This is a genomic window from Streptomyces sp. NPDC046860 (assembly GCF_040645115.1).
In the GTDB taxonomy this organism is placed as follows: domain Bacteria; phylum Actinomycetota; class Actinomycetes; order Streptomycetales; family Streptomycetaceae; genus Streptomyces.
The window spans coordinates 567101-584188 of sequence record NZ_JBEYXQ010000001.1 but is presented as its reverse complement, the minus strand read 5'-3'; the positions used below and the strand labels follow the sequence as shown (position 1 = coordinate 584188).

The window sequence follows — 17088 nt, the reverse complement described above, 5'->3', positions numbered from 1 at the left end:
CCCCGGAGGACGAACCTCCGGGGCCACGTCGGACGCGGGACTCAGCCCTCGCTGACGCCCAGCCGGTCCAGGATCAGCTCCTTGACGCGGGCGGCGTCGGCCTGGCCACGGGTGGCCTTCATGACCGCGCCGACCAGCGCGCCGGCCGCGGCCACCTTGCCGCCGCGGATCTTGTCCGCGATGGCCGGGTTGCCGGCGATGGCCTCGTCGACGGCGGTGGTCAGCGCACCCTCGTCGGAGACGACCTTCAGGCCGCGCTTGTCGACGACCTCGTCCGGCGTGCCCTCGCCGGCGAGGACGCCCTCGATGACCTGGCGGGCCAGCTTGTCGTTGAGGTCACCCTTCACGACCAGCTCGGTGACGCGGGCGACCTGGGCCGGGGTGATGGCCAGCTCGTCCAGCGCCTTGCCCGACTCGTTGGCGCTGCGCGCCAGCTCGCCCATCCACCACTTGCGGGCGGAGGCCGCGTCGGCACCGGCGTCGATGGTGGCGACGATCAGGTCCAGCGCACCGGCGTTGGTGATCGACTGCATGTCGGTGGCCGAGATGCCCCACTCCGCCAGCAGGCGGGTACGGCGGGCCAGCGGCAGCTCGGGCAGCGCGGCGCGGATCTCCTCGACCCACTCGCGCGAGGGCGCCACCGGGACGAGGTCGGGCTCCGGGAAGTACCGGTAGTCCTCGGCCTCCTCCTTCACGCGGCCCGAGGTCGTCGACCCGGTGTCCTCGTGGAAGTGGCGGGTCTCCTGGATGATCGTGCCGCCGCCGTCGAGCACGGCCGCGTGGCGCATGATCTCGAAGCGGGCGGCGCGCTCGACCGAGCGCAGCGAGTTGACGTTCTTCGTCTCGGAGCGCGTGCCGAACTTCTCCCGGCCGTGCGGGCGCAGCGACAGGTTGACGTCGCAGCGCATCTGGCCCATCTCCATGCGGGCCTCGGAGACACCGAGGGCCCGGATGACCTCACGCAGCTCGCGGACGTAGGCGCGCGCGACCTCGGGGGCCCGCTCGCCCGCGCCCTCGATGGGCTTGGTGACGATCTCGATGAGCGGGATGCCGGCGCGGTTGTAGTCCAGCAGGGAGTGGGACGCGCCGTGGATACGGCCGGTGGCACCGCCGACGTGCGTCGACTTGCCGGTGTCCTCCTCCATGTGGGCGCGCTCGATCTCCACGCGGAAGGTCTCGCCGTCCTCCAGCTGCACGTCGAGGTAACCGTCGAAGGCGATCGGCTCGTCGTACTGGGAGGTCTGGAAGTTCTTCGGCATGTCCGGATAGAAGTAGTTCTTCCGGGCGAAGCGGCACCACTCGGCGATCGAGCAGTTCAGCGCGAGGCCGATCTTGACGGCGGACTCGACGCCGGTCGCGTTGACGACCGGGAGCGCGCCGGGCATGCCGAGGCACACCGGGCACGTCTGCGAGTTGGGCTCGGCGCCCAGCTCGGTCGAGCAGCCGCAGAACATCTTGGTGTGGGTGCCGAGTTCGACATGGACCTCAAGGCCCATGACGGGGTCGTACGACGACAGCGCGTCCTCGTACGACACCAGGTCGGTCGTGGTGGTCACGGTGAAAACTTCCCTCTCAGCCCAGCAGGACGTCGTCGTCGCCCAGCCGCTTCAGCTCGCGGTAGAGGATGGCGAGGCCGGTGACGATGGCGACGGCGGACACGGCGGCGTCGACCAGGCGCAGGGTGTCCTGCTCGGAGCGCGCCTTCTTGATCTGCTTGGCCACGCCGACCGCGCTGAACGCGGTGCCGGCCATGGACAGGTACGTGCCGGACCTCGACTGCTTGAAGCCCTTGGCCTTGTTCAGTGCGCTCACAGCGACGGTGCCTCCTCGATCAGCGGGTGCCCCCACTTTTCCACGAAGGCGGCCTCGACGGCGGCGCCGACCTTGTACAGCCGGTCGTCCCGCATCGCCGGGGCGATGATCTGCAGGCCGACGGGGAGGTTGTCCTCCGGGGCGAGACCGCAGGGCAGCGACATGGCCGCGTTGCCCGCGAGGTTCGTCGGGATGGTGCACAGGTCCGCGAGGTACATCGCCATCGGGTCGTCGGCGCGCTCGCCGATCGCGAAGGCGGTGGTCGGGGTCGTCGGGGAGACGATCACGTCGACCTGCTCGAACGCCTTCTCGAAGTCCCTCGTGATGAGGGTGCGGACCTTCTGCGCCGAGCCGTAGTAGGCGTCGTAGTAGCCGCTGGAGAGGGCGTACGTGCCGAGCATGATGCGGCGCTTGACCTCGTCGCCGAAGCCGGCCTCACGGGTGAGCGAGGTGACCTCCTCGGCGGAGTGGGTGCCGTCGTCGCCGGTGCGGCGGCCGTAGCGCAGGCCGTCGAAGCGGGCGAGGTTGGAGGAGCACTCGGACGGCGCGATCAGGTAGTACGCCGACAGGGCGAGGTCGAAGGACGGGCAGTCCAGCTCGACGATCTCCGCGCCCAGCTCCTTGAGCAGCTCGACGGACTCGTCGAAGCGCTGCAGGACGCCGGCCTGGTAGCCCTCGCCGCGGAACTGCTTGACGACGCCGACGCGCATGCCGGCGACCGAGCCGTTGCGCGCGGCCTCGACGACCGGCGGGACCGGCGCGTCGATGGAGGTGGAGTCCATCGGGTCGTGGCCCGCGATGACCTCGTGCAGCAGGGCCGCGTCCAGCACCGTGCGGGCGCAGGGGCCGCCCTGGTCCAGGGAGGAGGAGAAGGCCACCATGCCGTAGCGGGAGACCGAGCCGTAGGTCGGCTTGACGCCGACGGTGCCGGTGACGGCGGCCGGCTGGCGGATGGAGCCGCCGGTGTCGGTGCCGATGGCGAGCGGGGCCTCGTAGGAGGCGAGCGCGGCGGAGGAGCCGCCGCCGGAGCCGCCGGGGATCTTGGTGAGGTCCCAGGGGTTGCCGGTCGGGCCGTAGGCGCTGTTCTCGGTGGAGGACCCCATGGCGAACTCGTCCATGTTGGTCTTGCCGAGGATGACGACGTCGGCGTCCTTGAGGCGCTTGGTGAGCGTCGCGTCGTAGGGGGGAATCCAGCCCTCGAGGATCTTCGAGCCGACCGTGGTCGGGATGCCCTCGGTGGTGAAGATGTCCTTGAGCGCGAGCGGGACGCCGGCCAGCGGGCCGAGCTTCTCGCCCTTGGCGCGCTTGGCGTCCACGGCGCGGGCCTGGGCGAGGGCGCCCTCACGGTCGACGTGCAGGAAGGCGTGCACCTTCTCGTCGACCGCGTCGATGCGCGCGAGGTGGGCCTCGGTGACCTCGACGGCCGTCAGCTCGCCGGAGGCGATCTTTCCGGCGATCTCGGCGGCCGTGAGCTTGATGATGTCGGTCATGACTTCTTAGTCCTCCCCCAGGATCTGCGGCACCTTGAAACGCTGCTGCTCCTGGGCGGGGGCGCCGGAGAGCGCCTGCGCGGGGGTGAGCGAGGGACGGACCTCGTCCGCCCGCATGACGTTCGTCAGCGGGAGCGGGTGCGAGGTCGGCGGTACGTCTTGGTCGGCGACCTCGCTGACGCGGGCGACCGCGCCGATGATGTCGTCGAGCTGGCCCGCGAAGTGGTCGAGCTCTTCGGGCTTCAGCTCCAGACGCGCCAGCCGGGCGAGGTGGGCGACCTCCTCGCGCGTGATGCCAGGCATGCAGCGATCCTCTGGGGTGAGTGAGTGTGGTTTGGCCGGGGGCTAGTCGTTCCCTTTCCGTCGTCCGCCCGGAGGGCGGGTCGCGCGGTGTCCGGTGCGTGCGATCGCAAGGCGCCGGAGCGCCCTCGTGGCGGAGCCACGTGGGCGATTCGGCAACGCCGCGAGCGTGCGTGCCGGGCGCCGCGCGACAGACGGAAAGGGGACGACTAGCCCCAATCCTATGGGGCATGGAGGGCTGCCCGGTAAACGGTTTCCCCCCAGACCCCCTGAGGCGGCTCAGGCTCCTGTCGTGGAGCCGGGGCGGACGATCATCAGGACGGTGACGGTCGCCCACAGCAGGTTGAAGACGCCGGTGAGCATGGCGAGGCGGGCGGCGGAGTCCGCGGTGTCCGGGGCGGCCTCCAGCGCGGCCTCCTGGGCGGGCAGGATCAGCAGGCCGAGCACGGCGGCGGCCGCGGCGGTCAGCACGATCGAGGTGATCAGCCATCCGCTGCCGAGCACACCGAGGTTCCGCGCGGTGGCGAGCCCGAAGACGGGCACCGTGACGCCGACGACCGCGTAGATGCGGCAGACGCGGTGCAGCAGCCCGAGGCCGGCGAGCGCCCCCTGGTCGTCCGGGGCGTCGTGCGCCTGGCGCAGGCTCCTCGGGAACATGCTGGCGGCGACGGCGACGGGACCGATGGCCAGGAGGGCGGCCAGGACGTGGACGGAGAGCAGGAGCTTCGTCATGTCACACGCCCACGGGGGCCGGGCCCTGAGCGCGCCAGACGGTGCCCCGGCGCTCGTGGGCGAACAGTTCCTCGACGGCGTGGGCGACACGGGGACCCGTCTCGCGTTCGAGCAGGTGCAGGGCTAGATCGAGGCCGGAGGTGACGCCGGCGCCGGTGACGAGGTCGCCGTCGTCGACGACCCGGGCGCGCACCGCGTGGACGCCCGCCGCTTCGAGCAGGTCCAGGCCCAGGTGGTGGGTGGTGGCGTGGCGGCCCTCGATCAGCCCTGCCATGGACAGCACGAGGGTGCCGCCGCACACCGCGGCCACCGTCACGCGCGGGTCCGCCATGGCCTCGGCCAGCAGCGCGGGCAGCCCGGTGGTCAGCGTCCGGCCCAGCAGGACGGGGATCGGCTCGTCCAGCGGCTTCTCCCCCGCGCCCGCGTCCCGGGCAAAACCCTCGCCGGACTCGCCGACCAGGCCCGAGGCGCCCGGCACGAGGACCAGCCCCGGCCGCGCGGGATCGAGCGCGGCCGTGGCCCGCAGGGCGAGGCCGCCGGTGCCGCTGACCACCTCGCGCGGTCCCTCGGCGGAGACCAGTTCGACGCTCACCCCGCCGCCGCAGGCGAGGCCGCCGGCGTACAGCACCTCGTAGGGGGCGATCACGTCGAGCGGATCGAAGCCGTCGAAGAGGACGATCTGGGCGTGCATGGAGGGGTCCTTCGGCTGGGCGGGGCCCGGTAGGCGCCGGGTTCACCGAGAAGCCAACCAGCCGTCCGCGATCCGCCCCAGTGGCATGAGTGACGCCTTCCGACGGGATATCGCCAGACTGCCGGAACCGGGCTTTTCCACAGCTCCGGACCCTGATCAGGTGCCGGAGCGGGTCCGCCGGACCGTGTGCGGACGAGTATGTTCGGGCCATGCACACCGTCGCCGTGCTCGCCCTGGACCAGGTGATCCCGTTCGACCTGTCCACGCCGATCGAGGTCTTCACCCGCACCCGGCTGCCGGACGGCCGCGCCGGCTACCGCATCCGGGTGTGCGCGCAGAGCCCGGAGACCGACGCGGGCGCCTTCGCCCTGCGCGCGCCCTGGGGTCTGGAGGGGCTCCGGGGCGCGGACACCATCGTCGTGCCCGGAACCGCCGTACCCACCGCCCCGCTGTCTCCCGCCGTCCGTGACGCGCTGCGGTCGGCCGCCGGGGAGGGCGTGCGTATCGCCTCCATCTGCTCGGGCACCTTCGTCCTGGCCGCCGCCGGACTGCTGGACGGTCTGCGGGCCACCACCCACTGGGCGGCGGCCGCCCTGCTGGCCCGGACGTATCCGGAGATCGAGGTGGACCCGGACGTGCTGTACGTCGACAACGGCCGCATCCTGACCTCGGCCGGGGCCGCCGCGGGCCTGGACCTGTGTCTGCACATGATCCGCCGGGACTACGGCTCGGCCGTGGCCGCGGATGCCGCCCGGCTCTCCGTCATGCCGCTGGAACGCGAGGGCGGCCAGGCGCAGTTCATCGTCCACGACCACACGCCCACGCCGCACGGTTCCGCCTTCGAGCCGCTGCTCGACTGGCTGCGGGACAACCTGGGCGCCGACCTCACCCTCGCCGACATCGCCGCCGAGGCCGGGACCAGCACGCGGACCCTGATCCGGCGCTTCCGCGAGCAGACCGGCAGCACGCCGCTGCAATGGCTGCACCGCGCCCGTGTCCGCCAGGCCCAGCACCTGCTGGAGACCACCGGGCAGTCCGTGGAACGCATCGGCGAGTCGGTCGGGTTCGGCTCCCCCACGGCCTTCCGCGACCGCTTCAAGCGCACCACCGGGGTCAGCCCGCACGCCTACCGGCGCTCGTTCACCTGACCCGTGTACGGGGCGCGTCCCGGGGGCGCGAAGGGTGAAACGTTCCCGCTGCGGTGGCTGGTGTTCACTCCCCCGCCGGAAGCGCCGCACGCGGGCGCTGCCAGCCTCTCGGGCCGCGGGCCTTCAGCCAGGCGGTGGTCTCCTCGGGGGGCATGGCCGCGGCCACCAGCCAGCCCTGGACGGCGTCGCAGTGCAGGTCGCGCAGATGCTCCCAGGTCTCGTCGTCCTCGACCCCCTCGGCGACGACCACCAGGCCGAGCGAATGGGCGAGGTCGACCGTGCAGCGCACGATCGCCGCGTCCTCGGCGTCCACCGCGAGCCGGGCCACGAAGGAGCGGTCGATCTTCAGCTCGCTGACCGGGAGCCGCCGCAGGTGGACCAAGGAGGAGTAGCCGGTGCCGAAGTCGTCCAGGGACATCTTCACGCCGTGCCCGGCCAGCGCGGCCAGGGTGTCGGCGGCCCGCTGCGGGTCCTCCAGCAGCACGTGCTCGGTGATCTCCAACTGGAGTGCCCCCGCCGGGACTCCGTGCCGGGCCAGCCGGGCGGCGACGGAACCGGCGAAGCCGGGGGTGTGCACGTCGCGCGGGGAGACGTTCACCGCGACCGGCACCCTGAGTCCCTGTTCGCGCCAGCGGGCGACCTGCGCGAGGGCCGTCTCCAGGACGTACTCGGTGAGGTGCGGCATCAGCCCGGAGGTCTCGGCGATCGCTATGAACTCGTCCGGCGGCACCTTCCCCCGCTCGGGATGCACCCACCGCACCAGCGCCTCCAGCCCCGCGACCTGGCCGTCGAAGCGGACCTTGGGCTGGTAGTGCAGCTGGACCTCGTGGGCGTCGAGCGCGCGGCGCAGGTCGCCCAGCAGGGCGAGGCGGTCCGGGGTGTTGGAGTCCCGCTTGGACTCGTACGCCTCCACGCCGGTCCGGTCCCGCTTGGCCTGGTACATCGCCACGTCGGCGCGCCGCAGCATGCCCTCGGCGTCCAGCGCGTGGTCGGGGAAGACGGCCACGCCCGCGCTGGCCTCCAGCACGAGCGTGAGTCCGTCGAGGTCGAGCGGGGAGCCGAGCGCGGTGACCAGAGCGCGCGCGACCCGGGTGGCCGAGGTCGTGGAGTCGGCCACGGGCAGTAAGACCGCGAACTCGTCCCCGCCCAGCCGCGCGGCCTCCGCTCCGCGCGGCAGGGCGTTCTGGAGCCGGTCGGCGATCTGCAACAGCAGCCGGTCACCGGCGAGATGCCCGAGGGTGTCGTTGACCGACCGGAAGCGGTCGAGGTCGATCAGCATCAACGCCGAGCGGGCGCCGACGCGTTCGGCCTCGTCCAGCGCGGTCCAGATCCGCTCCAGCAGCCACTGCCGGTTGGGCAGTCCGGTCAGCGGATCGCGCAACTGCTCCTCGGCGCGGGCCCGCGCCATCCACAGCGTGGAGTCCAGCGCGATCAGCGGGACGGCGAACAGCGGCAGCAGCACCGGCCGGGCGTCGGCGACCACGCACACCAGCGGGGCGATGCCGAGCAGGGCGACAGCGACCAGCCCCTGGCGTATCAGGGCGGAACGGGCGACGGTGGGCACCCCGCCCCCGCGCGGGGCGTGCAGGTACCACAACAGCCCCCGGCTGACGAGGAGATAGGCCCCCGCCGCGAGCACCACCTCGGGGACGGTGCCCAGGTCCCAGCTTCCCGGACCCCAGGGCTCCTCCACGCTGCCCACCCGGCCGAAGGCGGCGAGCACCAGGGCCCCGGCGCCGATGCCGAGGATGTCCACCGCGCCGTGGGTGAGGCCCTGCCGCCAGCAGTTGCGCCGGGCGACGCCGACCAGGACGACGACGGTGAGGCTGACCAGTCCGGCCGGGACCCAGCCGTACAGCAGCAGGGTGGCGAGGGTGAGCGCGGCGCCGGAGGCGGTGCCGCCTCCCCAGCGGGCCCGGCCCAGCATCACGAGATGGCCGACGACGAGGCCGGTGAGCAGCGCCAGCGCCCAGCCGGCCGTGCCGGCGGGGAAGAGCGCGTGGTCGCCGCTGAAGGCGCCGTAGAGCCCGGCACCGAGGGCGAGTGCGGCGGCGCCGGCGAGCGCGGCGGGCAACGTGGGTGCCTGCGTGCGCTGTCGGGCGTCGTCGTCCGGGGCGAGGTCGGCGGCGAGGACCAGCGCGGCGTGCGGATCGACGCCGTCGGCGCGGGAGTCCGGCCCCGCGCGGTCCTTGCTGCGTCCGGTCCACCGGCTCCCCCGCCACGCGCCGACGCGGCGGCGCAGGCGCTGCCGTGAGCCGGGGGCGGCGTTCTCGGTCGGTTCCATACCCGTCCCTCTCACAGCCGGCGGTGCCCACGCCACGCGGCCCTAGCCCCGAGGACCATCAGCGGCTCGGCGGTGGAAAGCCCTTCCCCGCGCCGGCTGCCCGGCACGGGGATGCACCGGCCGCGGCTGGGCACGGCGGGCGCACCCCTCAACAGTAGGCCGCGGAAGGCTTCCTCGGGCAGCGGTCGTGGACGGTCGCCCGAATGCGTCCGGGCCACCCGTATGCATCTGATATGCGCCGTACGGGTGGCCTTCAACCGCTACTCCCCGGTCGGAAGCGCGACTTCGGCCGCGGCCTCGGGCCCGCGCTCCAGCAGGACGGCGAATCCGTCCTCGTCCAGGACCGGCACCTTGAGCTGCATCGCCTTGTCGTACTTGGAGCCGGGGTTGTCGCCGACGACCACGAACGAGGTCTTCTTGGAGACGGAACCGGTCACCTTCGCGCCCCGGTTCTGCAGGGCGTCCTTCGCGCCGTCGCGGGTGAAGTTCTCCAGCGTTCCGGTCACGACGACGGTCATGCCCTCCAGCGGGCGCGGGCCCTCGTCCTCGCCGGTGGCCTCCTCCTCCAGCGGGACTCCGGCCGCCTTCCACTTGCGCACGATCTCGCGGTGCCAGTCCTCGGCGAACCACTCCTTGAGGGCGGCGGCGATGATCGGGCCCACCCCGTCGGTCGCGGCGAGCTCCTCCTCGGTGGCCGCCTCGATGCGGTCGACGGACCGGAACTCGCGGGCGAGCGCCTGGGCGGCGACGGGGCCGACATGACGGATCGACAGGCCGTTGATGAACCGGGCGAGCGGGCGCCGCTTGGCCGCCTCGATGTGCTCCAGCAGGGAGAGGGTGTTCTTCTTCGGCTCGCCCTTCTGGTTGGCGAAGACGGTGACGACCTTCTCCTCGCCGGTCTTCGGGTCGCGCTTGGGCAGTCCGCTGTCGGGGTCGAGGACGTGCGCCTTGATGGGCAGCAGCTTCTCCACCGTGAGGTCGAACAGGTCGCCCTCGTCGACCAGGGGCGGGTCGGCGGGCTCCAGCGGCCGGGTGAGCGCGGCGGCGGCGACCCCGCCGAAGTGCTCGATGTCCAGGCACTCGCGCCCGGCGAGGTAGGCCACGCGCTCGCGCAACTGGGCCGGGCAGGTGCGGGCGTTGGGGCAGCGGAGGTCGATGTCGCCCTCCTTCATCGGGCGCAGCGCGGTGCCGCACTCGGGGCAGTGCGTCGGCATCACGAACTCGCGCTCGCCGCCGTCCCTGAGGTCGGCGACGGGCCCGAGGATCTCCGGGATGACGTCACCGGCCTTGCGCAGCACCACGGTGTCCCCGATGAGCACGCCCTTGGCCTTGACGACCTCCTGGTTGTGCAGGGTGGCGAACTCGACCTCGCTGCCCGCGACCGTGACCGGCTCGACCTGGGCGTACGGGGTGACGCGGCCGGTGCGGCCGACGCCGACCTTGATGTCGATGAGCTTGGTGTTGACCTCCTCCGGCGCGTACTTGTACGCGATGGCCCAGCGGGGGGCGCGGGCGGTGGAGCCGAGGCGGCCCTGGAGGCGGATCTCGTCGAGCTTGATGACCGCGCCGTCGATCTCGTGGTCCACGGAGTGGCGGTGCTCGCCGTAGTGGGCGATGAACTCCCTTACGCCGTCCAGGCCGTCGACCACCCGGTTGTGCGGGGAGGTGGGCAGGCCCCAGGTCTTCAGCAGGCCGTACGCCTCGGACAGGCGGGTCAGGCCGCTGAAGCCCTCGTGGGCGCCGATGCCGTGGACGACCATGTGCAGCGGGCGGCTCGCGGTGACGCGCGGGTCCTTCTGTCGCAGTGAACCGGCGGCCGCGTTGCGGGGGTTGGCGAAGGGCTTCTCCCCGGCGGCGACCAGGCGTTCGTTCAGCTCCAGGAACTTGTCCATCGGGAAGTAGACCTCGCCGCGGATCTCCACGAGGTCGGGCAGGTCCTCGCCCTGGAGGCGCTCGGGGATGTCGCCGATGGTGCGGACGTTGGGGGTGATGTCCTCGCCGGTGCGGCCGTCGCCCCTCGTCGCGGCGCGGGTGAGGCGGCCGTGCTCGTAGGTGAGGTTGACGGCGAGTCCGTCGACCTTCAGCTCGCACAGGAAGTGGTAGGTCTGCTCGCCCAGTTCGCGGGCGATGCGGTCGGCCCAGGCGGCCAGTTCCTCGTCGTTGAAGGTGTTGTCCAGGGACAGCATGCGCTCGCGGTGCGCGACCGCGGTGAACTCGGTCTCGTAGGAGCCGGCGACCTTCTGGGTGGGCGAGTCCGGGGTGCGCAGCTCCGGGAACTCCTCCTCCAGGGCCTCCAGGGTCTTCAGGAGCTTGTCGAACTCCGCGTCGCTGACGACGGGAGCGTCCTTCACGTAGTACCGGAAGCGGTGTTCCTCGACCTGCTCCGCGAGCCGCCCGTGCCTCTCGCGGGCCTCGGCGGGCACCGCTGTCGTCGCCGCTTGCTTGTCGCCGGCCACCGTGTCGTCCTCCCAGTTACTCAGGGTTGTCCGCGAGGGATCTCGCCGCCCGGACGCAGTGGGCGAGTGCCTGGCGGGCGTAGGCGGGGGAAGCACCCGCGAGACCGCACGTGGGGGTGACCGTGACCGCTTCCGCGAGCAGCCCCGGCCGCAGCCCCAGCCTGCGCCACAGCGTCCTGACACCCATGACGCTACCGGCAGGGTCTGACAATGCGGCATCCGTGCCGGGGACGACACCGGCGAAGAGCCGGGTGCCCGCCTCGACGGCCTCGCCGATCGCGTCGTCGTCACGCTCGGTGAGGAGGGCGAAGTCGAAGGAGACGGCGTCGGTGCCCGCGCGGCGCAGCAGCGCGAACGGCACATCGGGGGCGCAGGAGTGGACGACGGTGGGGCCGGGGCCGCTCGCGGCGAGCACCTCGCGCAGGCCGGACTCCACGACCTGCCGGTCCACGGCGCGGTAGGTGCGGTAGCCGCTGGCGGTCCTGACCTGTCCGCGCAGGACGGCGGTGAGGGAGGGTTCGTCGAGCTGGAGCACCACCCGGGCGCCGGGGACGCGGCGGCGCACACCGTCCAGGTGCAGGCGCAGGCCCTCGGCGAGCGAGGCGGTGAGGTCGCGGCAGGCTCCGGGGTCGGACAGCACCGCCTCGCCGCCCCGGAGTTCCAGTGCGGCGGCCAGCGTCCAGGGGCCGACCGCCTGCACCTTGAGGTCTCCCTCGTAGCCCTGGGTGAACTCCTCCAGGGCGTCGAGGTCCTGGCGCAGCCAGGCGTGCGCGCGCCGGGTGTCGCGGCCGGGCCGGTCGGACAGCCGCCAGCCGCTGGGCTCCACGCGCGCGTACAGCTCGACGAGCATCCCGGCGGTGCGGCCGATCATGTCGGCGCCGGGGCCGCGCGCGGGCTGCTCGGCGAGGTACGGGAAGTCCTCCAGGCTGCCGGTGACGGTCTTGGCGGCCTCGATCGCGTCCTCGCCGGGCATCGAACCGACGCCGGTGGCCGCGGGGAAGGTGACCTGGGTGTTCTCACTCACCCCGGCAGGGTATGCCGTGCGGCGCGCGGCCGTGTCGGCGGCGTGTCAGTGACCGGGGCGCACGGTCAGGTCGTTGATCTCCGCGTCCCTGGGCAGGTCGAGGGCGAGCAGGACGGTGTCGGCGACCGACTCGGGGTCGATGAACCGCGCGGGGTCGTACTCCTTGCCCTCCTGCTGGTGCACCTTGGCCTGCATCGGGCTGGCGGTGCGGCCGGGGTAGACCGAGGTGACGCGTACCCCGTTGCCGTGCTCCTCGTGGCGCAGCGAGTCCGCGAGGGCCTTCAGCCCGTGCTTGGAGGCGGCGTACGCGGACCAGCCGGCGTGGGCGTTGAGTCCGGCGCCGGAGTTGACGAAGAGGACCTGGCCGCGGGCGGCGCGGAGCTGGGGCAGGAAGTGGCGGGTCAGCTCGGCGGGGGCGATCAGGTTGACGTTGAGCTGGTGGCGCCAGGACTTGGGGGTGAGGTCACCGACGTCGCCGAGGTCGACGACCCCGGCGATGTGCAGCAGGGAGTCGACGCGGTCCGGCAGCGACTGGTGGGAGAAGGCCCAGGACAGCTTGTCGGGGTCGGCGAGGTCGCCCACCAGGGTGCGGGCGCCGGGGAACTCGGCCGCCAGCTCCTTGGCGCGGGCCGCGTCACGCGCGTGGAGGACGAGGTCGTCCCCGCGCGCGTGCAGACGGCGGGCGACGGCGGCGCCGATGCCGGAACCGGCGCCGGTGATCACATGAGTAGCCATGCCCGCCATGGTCCCATCAGCCCGCGGCGAGGGACTCCTCCAGGTGGGCGAGGGCGCCGGCCGGCTCCTCGGCGAAGAAGACCAGCTCGGACAGCGGGCGCGGCAGGAAGCCCTCGGCCTCCATGCGGCGGAACTGCCGCTCCAGGCCGTCGTAGAAGCCGGCGGTGTTGAGCAGCACGACGGGCTTGGCGGTGCGGCCGTGCTTCTTCAGCTCCAGGATCTCGGTGGCCTCGTCCAGGGTGCCGGTGCCGCCGACCATGATGACCACGGCGTCGGCCTTCTCCAGCAGGAGCCGCTTGCGCTCGGCGAGGTCGGCCGCGACGACCATCTCGTCGGCGCCGGGGCGGGCGACCGCCGACAGGAACTCCACGGAGACACCCACGAGCCTGCCCCCGGCGTCCTCCACGCCGTCGGCGACGACCTTCATCAGACCGGAGTCGGAGCCGCCCCAGACGAGCGTGTGCCCGCCCTTGCCCAGCAGCTCGCCGAACTCCCGCGCGGGGCGTGTGTAGCGTTCGTCGAGGTCGGCGGCGGAGAGGAAGACGCAGATGTTCATGCCGACCACGGTACGCGGGCGCGCGGGAACAACGACGGCTCCGCCAGTGCTCTTCCGGTATGGCACACGGACACACGATCACCATCGAACAGGGCGAGCAGCATGTGCGTGTCGCACACGACGGCCAGGTGCTCGCGGAGACCGACCGCCCTCTCGTACTGCACGAGACGGGCTGTCCGCCCCGGTACTACATCCCCGCCGAGGACGTCCGGCTCGATCTGCTGACCCCGTCGGGGACGCACACCGACTGCCCCTTCAAGGGCACGGCGTCCTACTGGTCGCTGCCGGACGCCCCCGACCTGGTGTGGGCGTACCCGGACCCGAAGCCGGAGGTGGCCCGGATCAAGGACCACTACTGCTTCTACGCCCCCGAAGTGGCCTGACCTCGCGGCGCGCCGTGTCGTGACCGGTGAGTTCGGCACCCGTACGGCAGTCTCCACGGGCATGGACAAGAAGACGACTTCCCCCGACGGCACCTCTCTGGCCTACCGCGTGACCGGCGAGGGGCCGGCGGTGATCCTGGTGAGCGGCGCGCTGTCCACCGGTCTCACGCTCGCCCCGCTGGCGGCCGCGCTCGCGGACCGCTGCCGGGCCGTCGTCTACGACCGGCGGGGCCGGGGAGCCAGCGGGGACAGCGCGCCGTACTCGGTGGAGCGCGAGGTGGAGGACCTGGCGGCGCTGCTGGAGGCGGTGGGCGGCGAGGCGGCGCTGTTCGGGCTGTCCTCGGGCGGCGCGCTGGTGCTCCTGGCGGCCGCGAGCGGCCTCCCCGTGACCCGGGCGGCGGTGTACGAGGTGCCGTTCGACGACTTCCTGCCCGGTGGCCCGGAGCAGCAGGTGGCCTACGCGGCGGCCCTGGACCTGGCGCTGGCGGAGGGCGACCGGGGCGGGGCGGTGGAATTGTTCCTGCGGCTGACCGGGCTGGCCGAGGAGATGATCCAGCGGGCCCGCCAGTCCCCCATGTGGCCGGGCCTGGAACAGCTCGCCCCGAGCCTCGCCCACGACGCCGCCCTGATGGGCGACGGCCTGCTGCCGGCGGACGTGCTCGCCCGCATCCCGGTGCCGGTGCTGTCGGTGGCGGGCAGCCTGAGCCCCGAGTGGCTGCGCGCGGGCGCGCGGGCGGTCGCGGAGGCGGTACCGGACGGGGCGTACGCGGTGCTGGAGGGGCAGACGCACGCGGTGGAGCCGGCGTTCCTCGCGCCGGTGCTGGCCGACTTCGTCACCGGCTGAGCCCGGCCGGAGGGTCCCCGCCGGACGCGGGGCCGGAGGGTTTCCGGCCGGGCGCGGCGGGCGGACGGTCAGACCGTGGCGGCCTTGGCGCGGGTGGTCGTGGCGATGGTCGCGGAGCCGACCACGCGCGTGCCGTCGTACAGCACGACCGCCTGGCCGGGGGCGACGCCGCGGACGGGCTCGGTGAAGGTGACGCGCAGTTCGCCGTCGACCAGCTCGGCGGCGACCTCGGTCTCGCCGCCGTGGGCGCGCAGCTGGGCGGTGTAGGTGCCGGGTCCCTCGGGCGCGGTGCCGCACCAGCGGGGCTTGATCGCGGTGAGCGCGGTGACGTCGAGGGCGGCGGCCGGGCCGACGGTGACGGTGTTGGTGACCGGGGAGATGTCCAGGACGTAGCGCGGCTTGCCGTCGGGGGCCGGGGTGCCCAGGCGCAGGCCCTTGCGCTGGCCGATGGTGTAGCCGTAGGCGCCCTCGTGGGTTCCGACGCGGTTGCCGTCCTCGTCGACGATGTCGCCCTCGGCCTTGCCGAGCCGGCCGGCGAGGAAGCCCTGGGTGTCGCCGTCGGCGATGAAGCAGATGTCGTGCGAGTCGGGCTTCTTGGCGACGGCCAGGCCGCGCCGCTCCGCCTCGGCGCGGATCTCGTCCTTGGTGGTGACGGTGTCGCCGAGCGGGAAGAGGGCGTGCGCGAGCTGGCGGTCGTCCAGCACGCCGAGGACGTAGGACTGGTCCTTGGCCATGTCGGAGGCGCGGTGCAGCTCGCGGTTGCCGTCCTCGTCCACGAGGACCTTGGCGTAGTGGCCGGTGCAGACGGCGTCGAAGCCGAGCGCGAGCGCCTTGTCCAGCAGCGCGGCGAACTTGATCTTCTCGTTGCAGCGCAGGCAGGGGTTGGGGGTGCGGCCGGCCTCGTACTCGGCGACGAAGTCCTCGACCACGTCCTCGCGGAAGCGGTCGGCGAGGTCCCAGACGTAGAACGGGATGCCGATGACGTCGGCGGCGCGGCGTGCGTCGCGGGAGTCCTCGATGGTGCAGCAGCCCCGCGCGCCGGTCCGGAACGATTGCGGGTTCGCGGAGAGCGCGAGGTGGACACCGGTCACGTCGTGACCGGCTTCCGCGGCGCGCGCGGCGGCGACGGCGGAGTCCACGCCACCGGACATGGCGGCGAGGACGCGGAGGGGGCGCGGCGAGGTCTCAGTCATAGCCCTTCCAGGGTACGGGGCGGCGGGAACCGCGGACGCCGGGTGTGCGTTGACGATCTCGAAGGGACCGGGGAACGGGACGTACGGGGTGGAGATGGACGACGGGGACCGGCGGCCGAGCCGGCGCGCGCTGCTCATCGGCGGCGCGGTGGCCGCCGCGGGGGCGGCGGCGCTGGCTCATGAGGAACTGACCCGGCTGTACTGGCGGCTGCCGGGCGTGGAGCGGGCCAGGGTGCCGGGCGCGGTGGACTTCGCGGGCGCCCGCTGGGTGGCGGCCGCCTCCGCCAACTACCGCCACGCGGACCGCCCGGACGACTACGCGGTGGACCGGGTGGTCGTCCATGTCACCCAGGGCGGGTACGCCTCGGCGGTGAAGGTGTTCCAGGACCCCGCGCACCAGGCGGCGGCCCACTACATCGTGCGGCAGGACGGCAGGGTCACCCAGCTCATCCGGGAGCTGGACGTGGCCTTCCACGCGGGCAACCGGTCCTTCAACGAGCGCAGTGTCGGCATCGAGCACGTCGGCTTCGTGGACGACCCGAAGTCCTTCACGGACGCGATGTACGCCGCCTCGGCCCGGCTGACGGCCGCCATATGCGCGCGGTACGGCATGCCGGCGGACCGGGAGCACATCGTGGGGCACGTCGAGGTGCCGGGCACCGACCACACGGACCCCGGCCCGCACTGGGACTGGGACCGCTACATACGCCTGGTGCGCGGCGCGCGTACGGCGCCCGGCGGGACCTCGGCCTAGACCAGGCCGGCCGCGCGCACGTTTCGTTCGCGCAGCTCGGCGACCACGCGGGCCACGGTGGTGAAGTCGTCGCCCAGGTGCAGGACGGTCAGATCGTGGTGCACCGCGGTGGCACAGACCAGCAGGTCGAGGGGCCCGGCCGATCGATGCTGCCCCTTCTGTGTCAGCTTGTACTGGGCCGTATCGACCCAGCGCCAGGCGCCCTTCGGCACGGGCGCGAGGGAGCAGAGCGCGTCCAGTTCGTCGGCGAGTTCGTCGCGGTGCGCGGAGTTCACGGCCGAGTACAGGAACTCGGTGCGCGTCGGCTCGGAGATCCAGAAGCCGCCCGCTTCGATGTAGCCCTCCCAGGGCCCCAGCGCGCCCGGGGTGCGGAACAGGTACCACAAAGCGGAGGTGTCGAGCAGGAACCTGTTCACCCGGCGGCGTCCGTACGGGCCCGCTTCGCCGCCGCGTGCGCCCGCGCGGCAGCGTCGAACTCTCCGCGCGCACCGCGTTCGGCGAGGGCCTCGGCCGCCCGGAGACGCTCGACGCGCCGCACATACTCACGCAGGGCCGTGTTGACGGTCTCCTTCTTCGTCGCAGTGCCCATCAGCCGCATGGCCGCGGCCAGCGTCTCGTCGTCCAGGTCGATCTGCGTGACGGTCATGAGCCACCTCACCCACAGCAATGTCGGCTATATACATGGG

At 72.9% G+C, this 17088-nt stretch carries 18 protein-coding genes; 4 read left to right on the top strand and 14 right to left on the bottom strand.

The window, feature by feature from the left end:
• Positions 1-41: 41 nt before the first annotated feature.
• The 6 genes from gatB to ABZ898_RS02560 form a co-directional block, all read right to left on the bottom strand.
• Entirely contained in the window at positions 42-1556 is a 1515-nt protein-coding gene (gatB, locus tag ABZ898_RS02585; protein WP_361651944.1) for an Asp-tRNA(Asn)/Glu-tRNA(Gln) amidotransferase subunit GatB, read from the bottom strand.
• Between the two features lie 16 nt (positions 1557-1572).
• A complete protein-coding gene (locus ABZ898_RS02580; protein ID WP_031181741.1) occupies positions 1573-1812 on the bottom strand; it encodes a hypothetical protein in 240 nt (79 codons plus the stop codon).
• On the bottom strand, positions 1809-3302 hold the full coding sequence (gene gatA / locus ABZ898_RS02575) for an Asp-tRNA(Asn)/Glu-tRNA(Gln) amidotransferase subunit GatA (RefSeq protein ID WP_361651942.1): 1494 nt from the start codon (positions 3300-3302) through the stop codon (positions 1809-1811). Before gatA ends, ABZ898_RS02580 begins: the two co-directional genes overlap by 4 nt.
• A gap of 6 nt (positions 3303-3308) precedes the next feature.
• Positions 3309-3605 carry an Asp-tRNA(Asn)/Glu-tRNA(Gln) amidotransferase subunit GatC gene (gene gatC, locus ABZ898_RS02570; protein ID WP_018544665.1) on the bottom strand — a complete coding sequence of 99 codons (297 nt, stop codon included), beginning with the start codon at positions 3603-3605 and terminating at the stop codon, positions 3309-3311.
• A gap of 276 nt (positions 3606-3881) precedes the next feature.
• Complete coding sequence (locus tag ABZ898_RS02565) at positions 3882-4334, bottom strand: hypothetical protein (RefSeq protein WP_361651940.1); 453 nt, start codon at positions 4332-4334, stop codon at positions 3882-3884.
• Position 4335: 1 nt separating this feature from the next.
• Positions 4336-5025 (bottom strand): DJ-1/PfpI family protein, encoded by a 690-nt coding sequence (locus ABZ898_RS02560; RefSeq protein WP_361651938.1) that lies wholly within the window; start codon positions 5023-5025, stop codon positions 4336-4338.
• Between the two features lie 209 nt (positions 5026-5234).
• On the opposite strand from ABZ898_RS02560, the gene ABZ898_RS02555 reads away from it, so the two are divergent.
• On the top strand, positions 5235-6173 hold the full coding sequence (locus tag ABZ898_RS02555) for a helix-turn-helix domain-containing protein (RefSeq protein WP_361651936.1): 939 nt from the start codon (positions 5235-5237) through the stop codon (positions 6171-6173).
• Between the two features lie 64 nt (positions 6174-6237).
• Here ABZ898_RS02555 and ABZ898_RS02550 read toward each other — a convergent pair whose 3' ends face one another.
• The 5 genes from ABZ898_RS02550 to ABZ898_RS02530 form a co-directional block, all read right to left on the bottom strand.
• Positions 6238-8457: a bifunctional diguanylate cyclase/phosphodiesterase gene (locus ABZ898_RS02550; RefSeq protein ID WP_361651934.1), complete on the bottom strand. Its 2220-nt coding sequence runs from the start codon at positions 8455-8457 to the stop codon at positions 6238-6240.
• A gap of 260 nt (positions 8458-8717) precedes the next feature.
• The gene (gene ligA, locus ABZ898_RS02545; protein ID WP_361651932.1) at positions 8718-10913 is read right to left on the bottom strand and encodes an NAD-dependent DNA ligase LigA; all 2196 of its coding nucleotides are present in this window, start codon (positions 10911-10913) and stop codon (positions 8718-8720) included.
• Positions 10914-10929: 16 nt separating this feature from the next.
• On the bottom strand, positions 10930-11937 hold the full coding sequence (locus ABZ898_RS02540; protein WP_361651930.1) for a methionine synthase: 1008 nt from the start codon (positions 11935-11937) through the stop codon (positions 10930-10932).
• 45 nt (positions 11938-11982) lie between these two features.
• Entirely contained in the window at positions 11983-12672 is a 690-nt protein-coding gene (locus ABZ898_RS02535; RefSeq protein ID WP_361651929.1) for an SDR family oxidoreductase, read from the bottom strand.
• Between the two features lie 16 nt (positions 12673-12688).
• Positions 12689-13228 carry a TIGR00730 family Rossman fold protein gene (locus ABZ898_RS02530; RefSeq protein WP_361651928.1) on the bottom strand — a complete coding sequence of 180 codons (540 nt, stop codon included), beginning with the start codon at positions 13226-13228 and terminating at the stop codon, positions 12689-12691.
• A 59-nt stretch (positions 13229-13287) separates the two neighbouring features.
• Between ABZ898_RS02530 and ABZ898_RS02525 the strand changes: the two genes are divergently transcribed.
• Both ABZ898_RS02525 and ABZ898_RS02520 read left to right on the top strand, forming a co-directional pair.
• Positions 13288-13611 carry a DUF427 domain-containing protein gene (locus ABZ898_RS02525; RefSeq protein WP_361651927.1) on the top strand — a complete coding sequence of 108 codons (324 nt, stop codon included), beginning with the start codon at positions 13288-13290 and terminating at the stop codon, positions 13609-13611.
• A 61-nt stretch (positions 13612-13672) separates the two neighbouring features.
• Positions 13673-14455: an alpha/beta hydrolase gene (locus ABZ898_RS02520; RefSeq protein WP_361652280.1), complete on the top strand. Its 783-nt coding sequence runs from the start codon at positions 13673-13675 to the stop codon at positions 14453-14455.
• 68 nt (positions 14456-14523) lie between these two features.
• Here the strand turns inward: ABZ898_RS02520 and mnmA are convergent, their stop codons facing one another.
• Positions 14524-15648, bottom strand: a complete 1125-nt coding sequence (gene mnmA / locus ABZ898_RS02515; protein WP_361651926.1) for a tRNA 2-thiouridine(34) synthase MnmA — start codon at positions 15646-15648, stop codon at positions 14524-14526.
• A gap of 94 nt (positions 15649-15742) precedes the next feature.
• Between mnmA and ABZ898_RS02510 the strand changes: the two genes are divergently transcribed.
• Complete coding sequence (locus ABZ898_RS02510) at positions 15743-16402, top strand: N-acetylmuramoyl-L-alanine amidase (RefSeq protein WP_361652278.1); 660 nt, start codon at positions 15743-15745, stop codon at positions 16400-16402.
• On the opposite strand, the gene ABZ898_RS02505 is transcribed toward ABZ898_RS02510, so the two are convergent.
• Positions 16399-16818: a PIN domain-containing protein gene (locus ABZ898_RS02505; protein ID WP_361651925.1), complete on the bottom strand. Its 420-nt coding sequence runs from the start codon at positions 16816-16818 to the stop codon at positions 16399-16401. The genes ABZ898_RS02510 and ABZ898_RS02505 overlap by 4 nt on opposite strands.
• Positions 16815-17048 (bottom strand): type II toxin-antitoxin system VapB family antitoxin, encoded by a 234-nt coding sequence (locus ABZ898_RS02500; protein ID WP_361651924.1) that lies wholly within the window; start codon positions 17046-17048, stop codon positions 16815-16817. Before ABZ898_RS02500 ends, ABZ898_RS02505 begins: the two co-directional genes overlap by 4 nt.
• Positions 17049-17088: the final 40 nt, after the last annotated feature.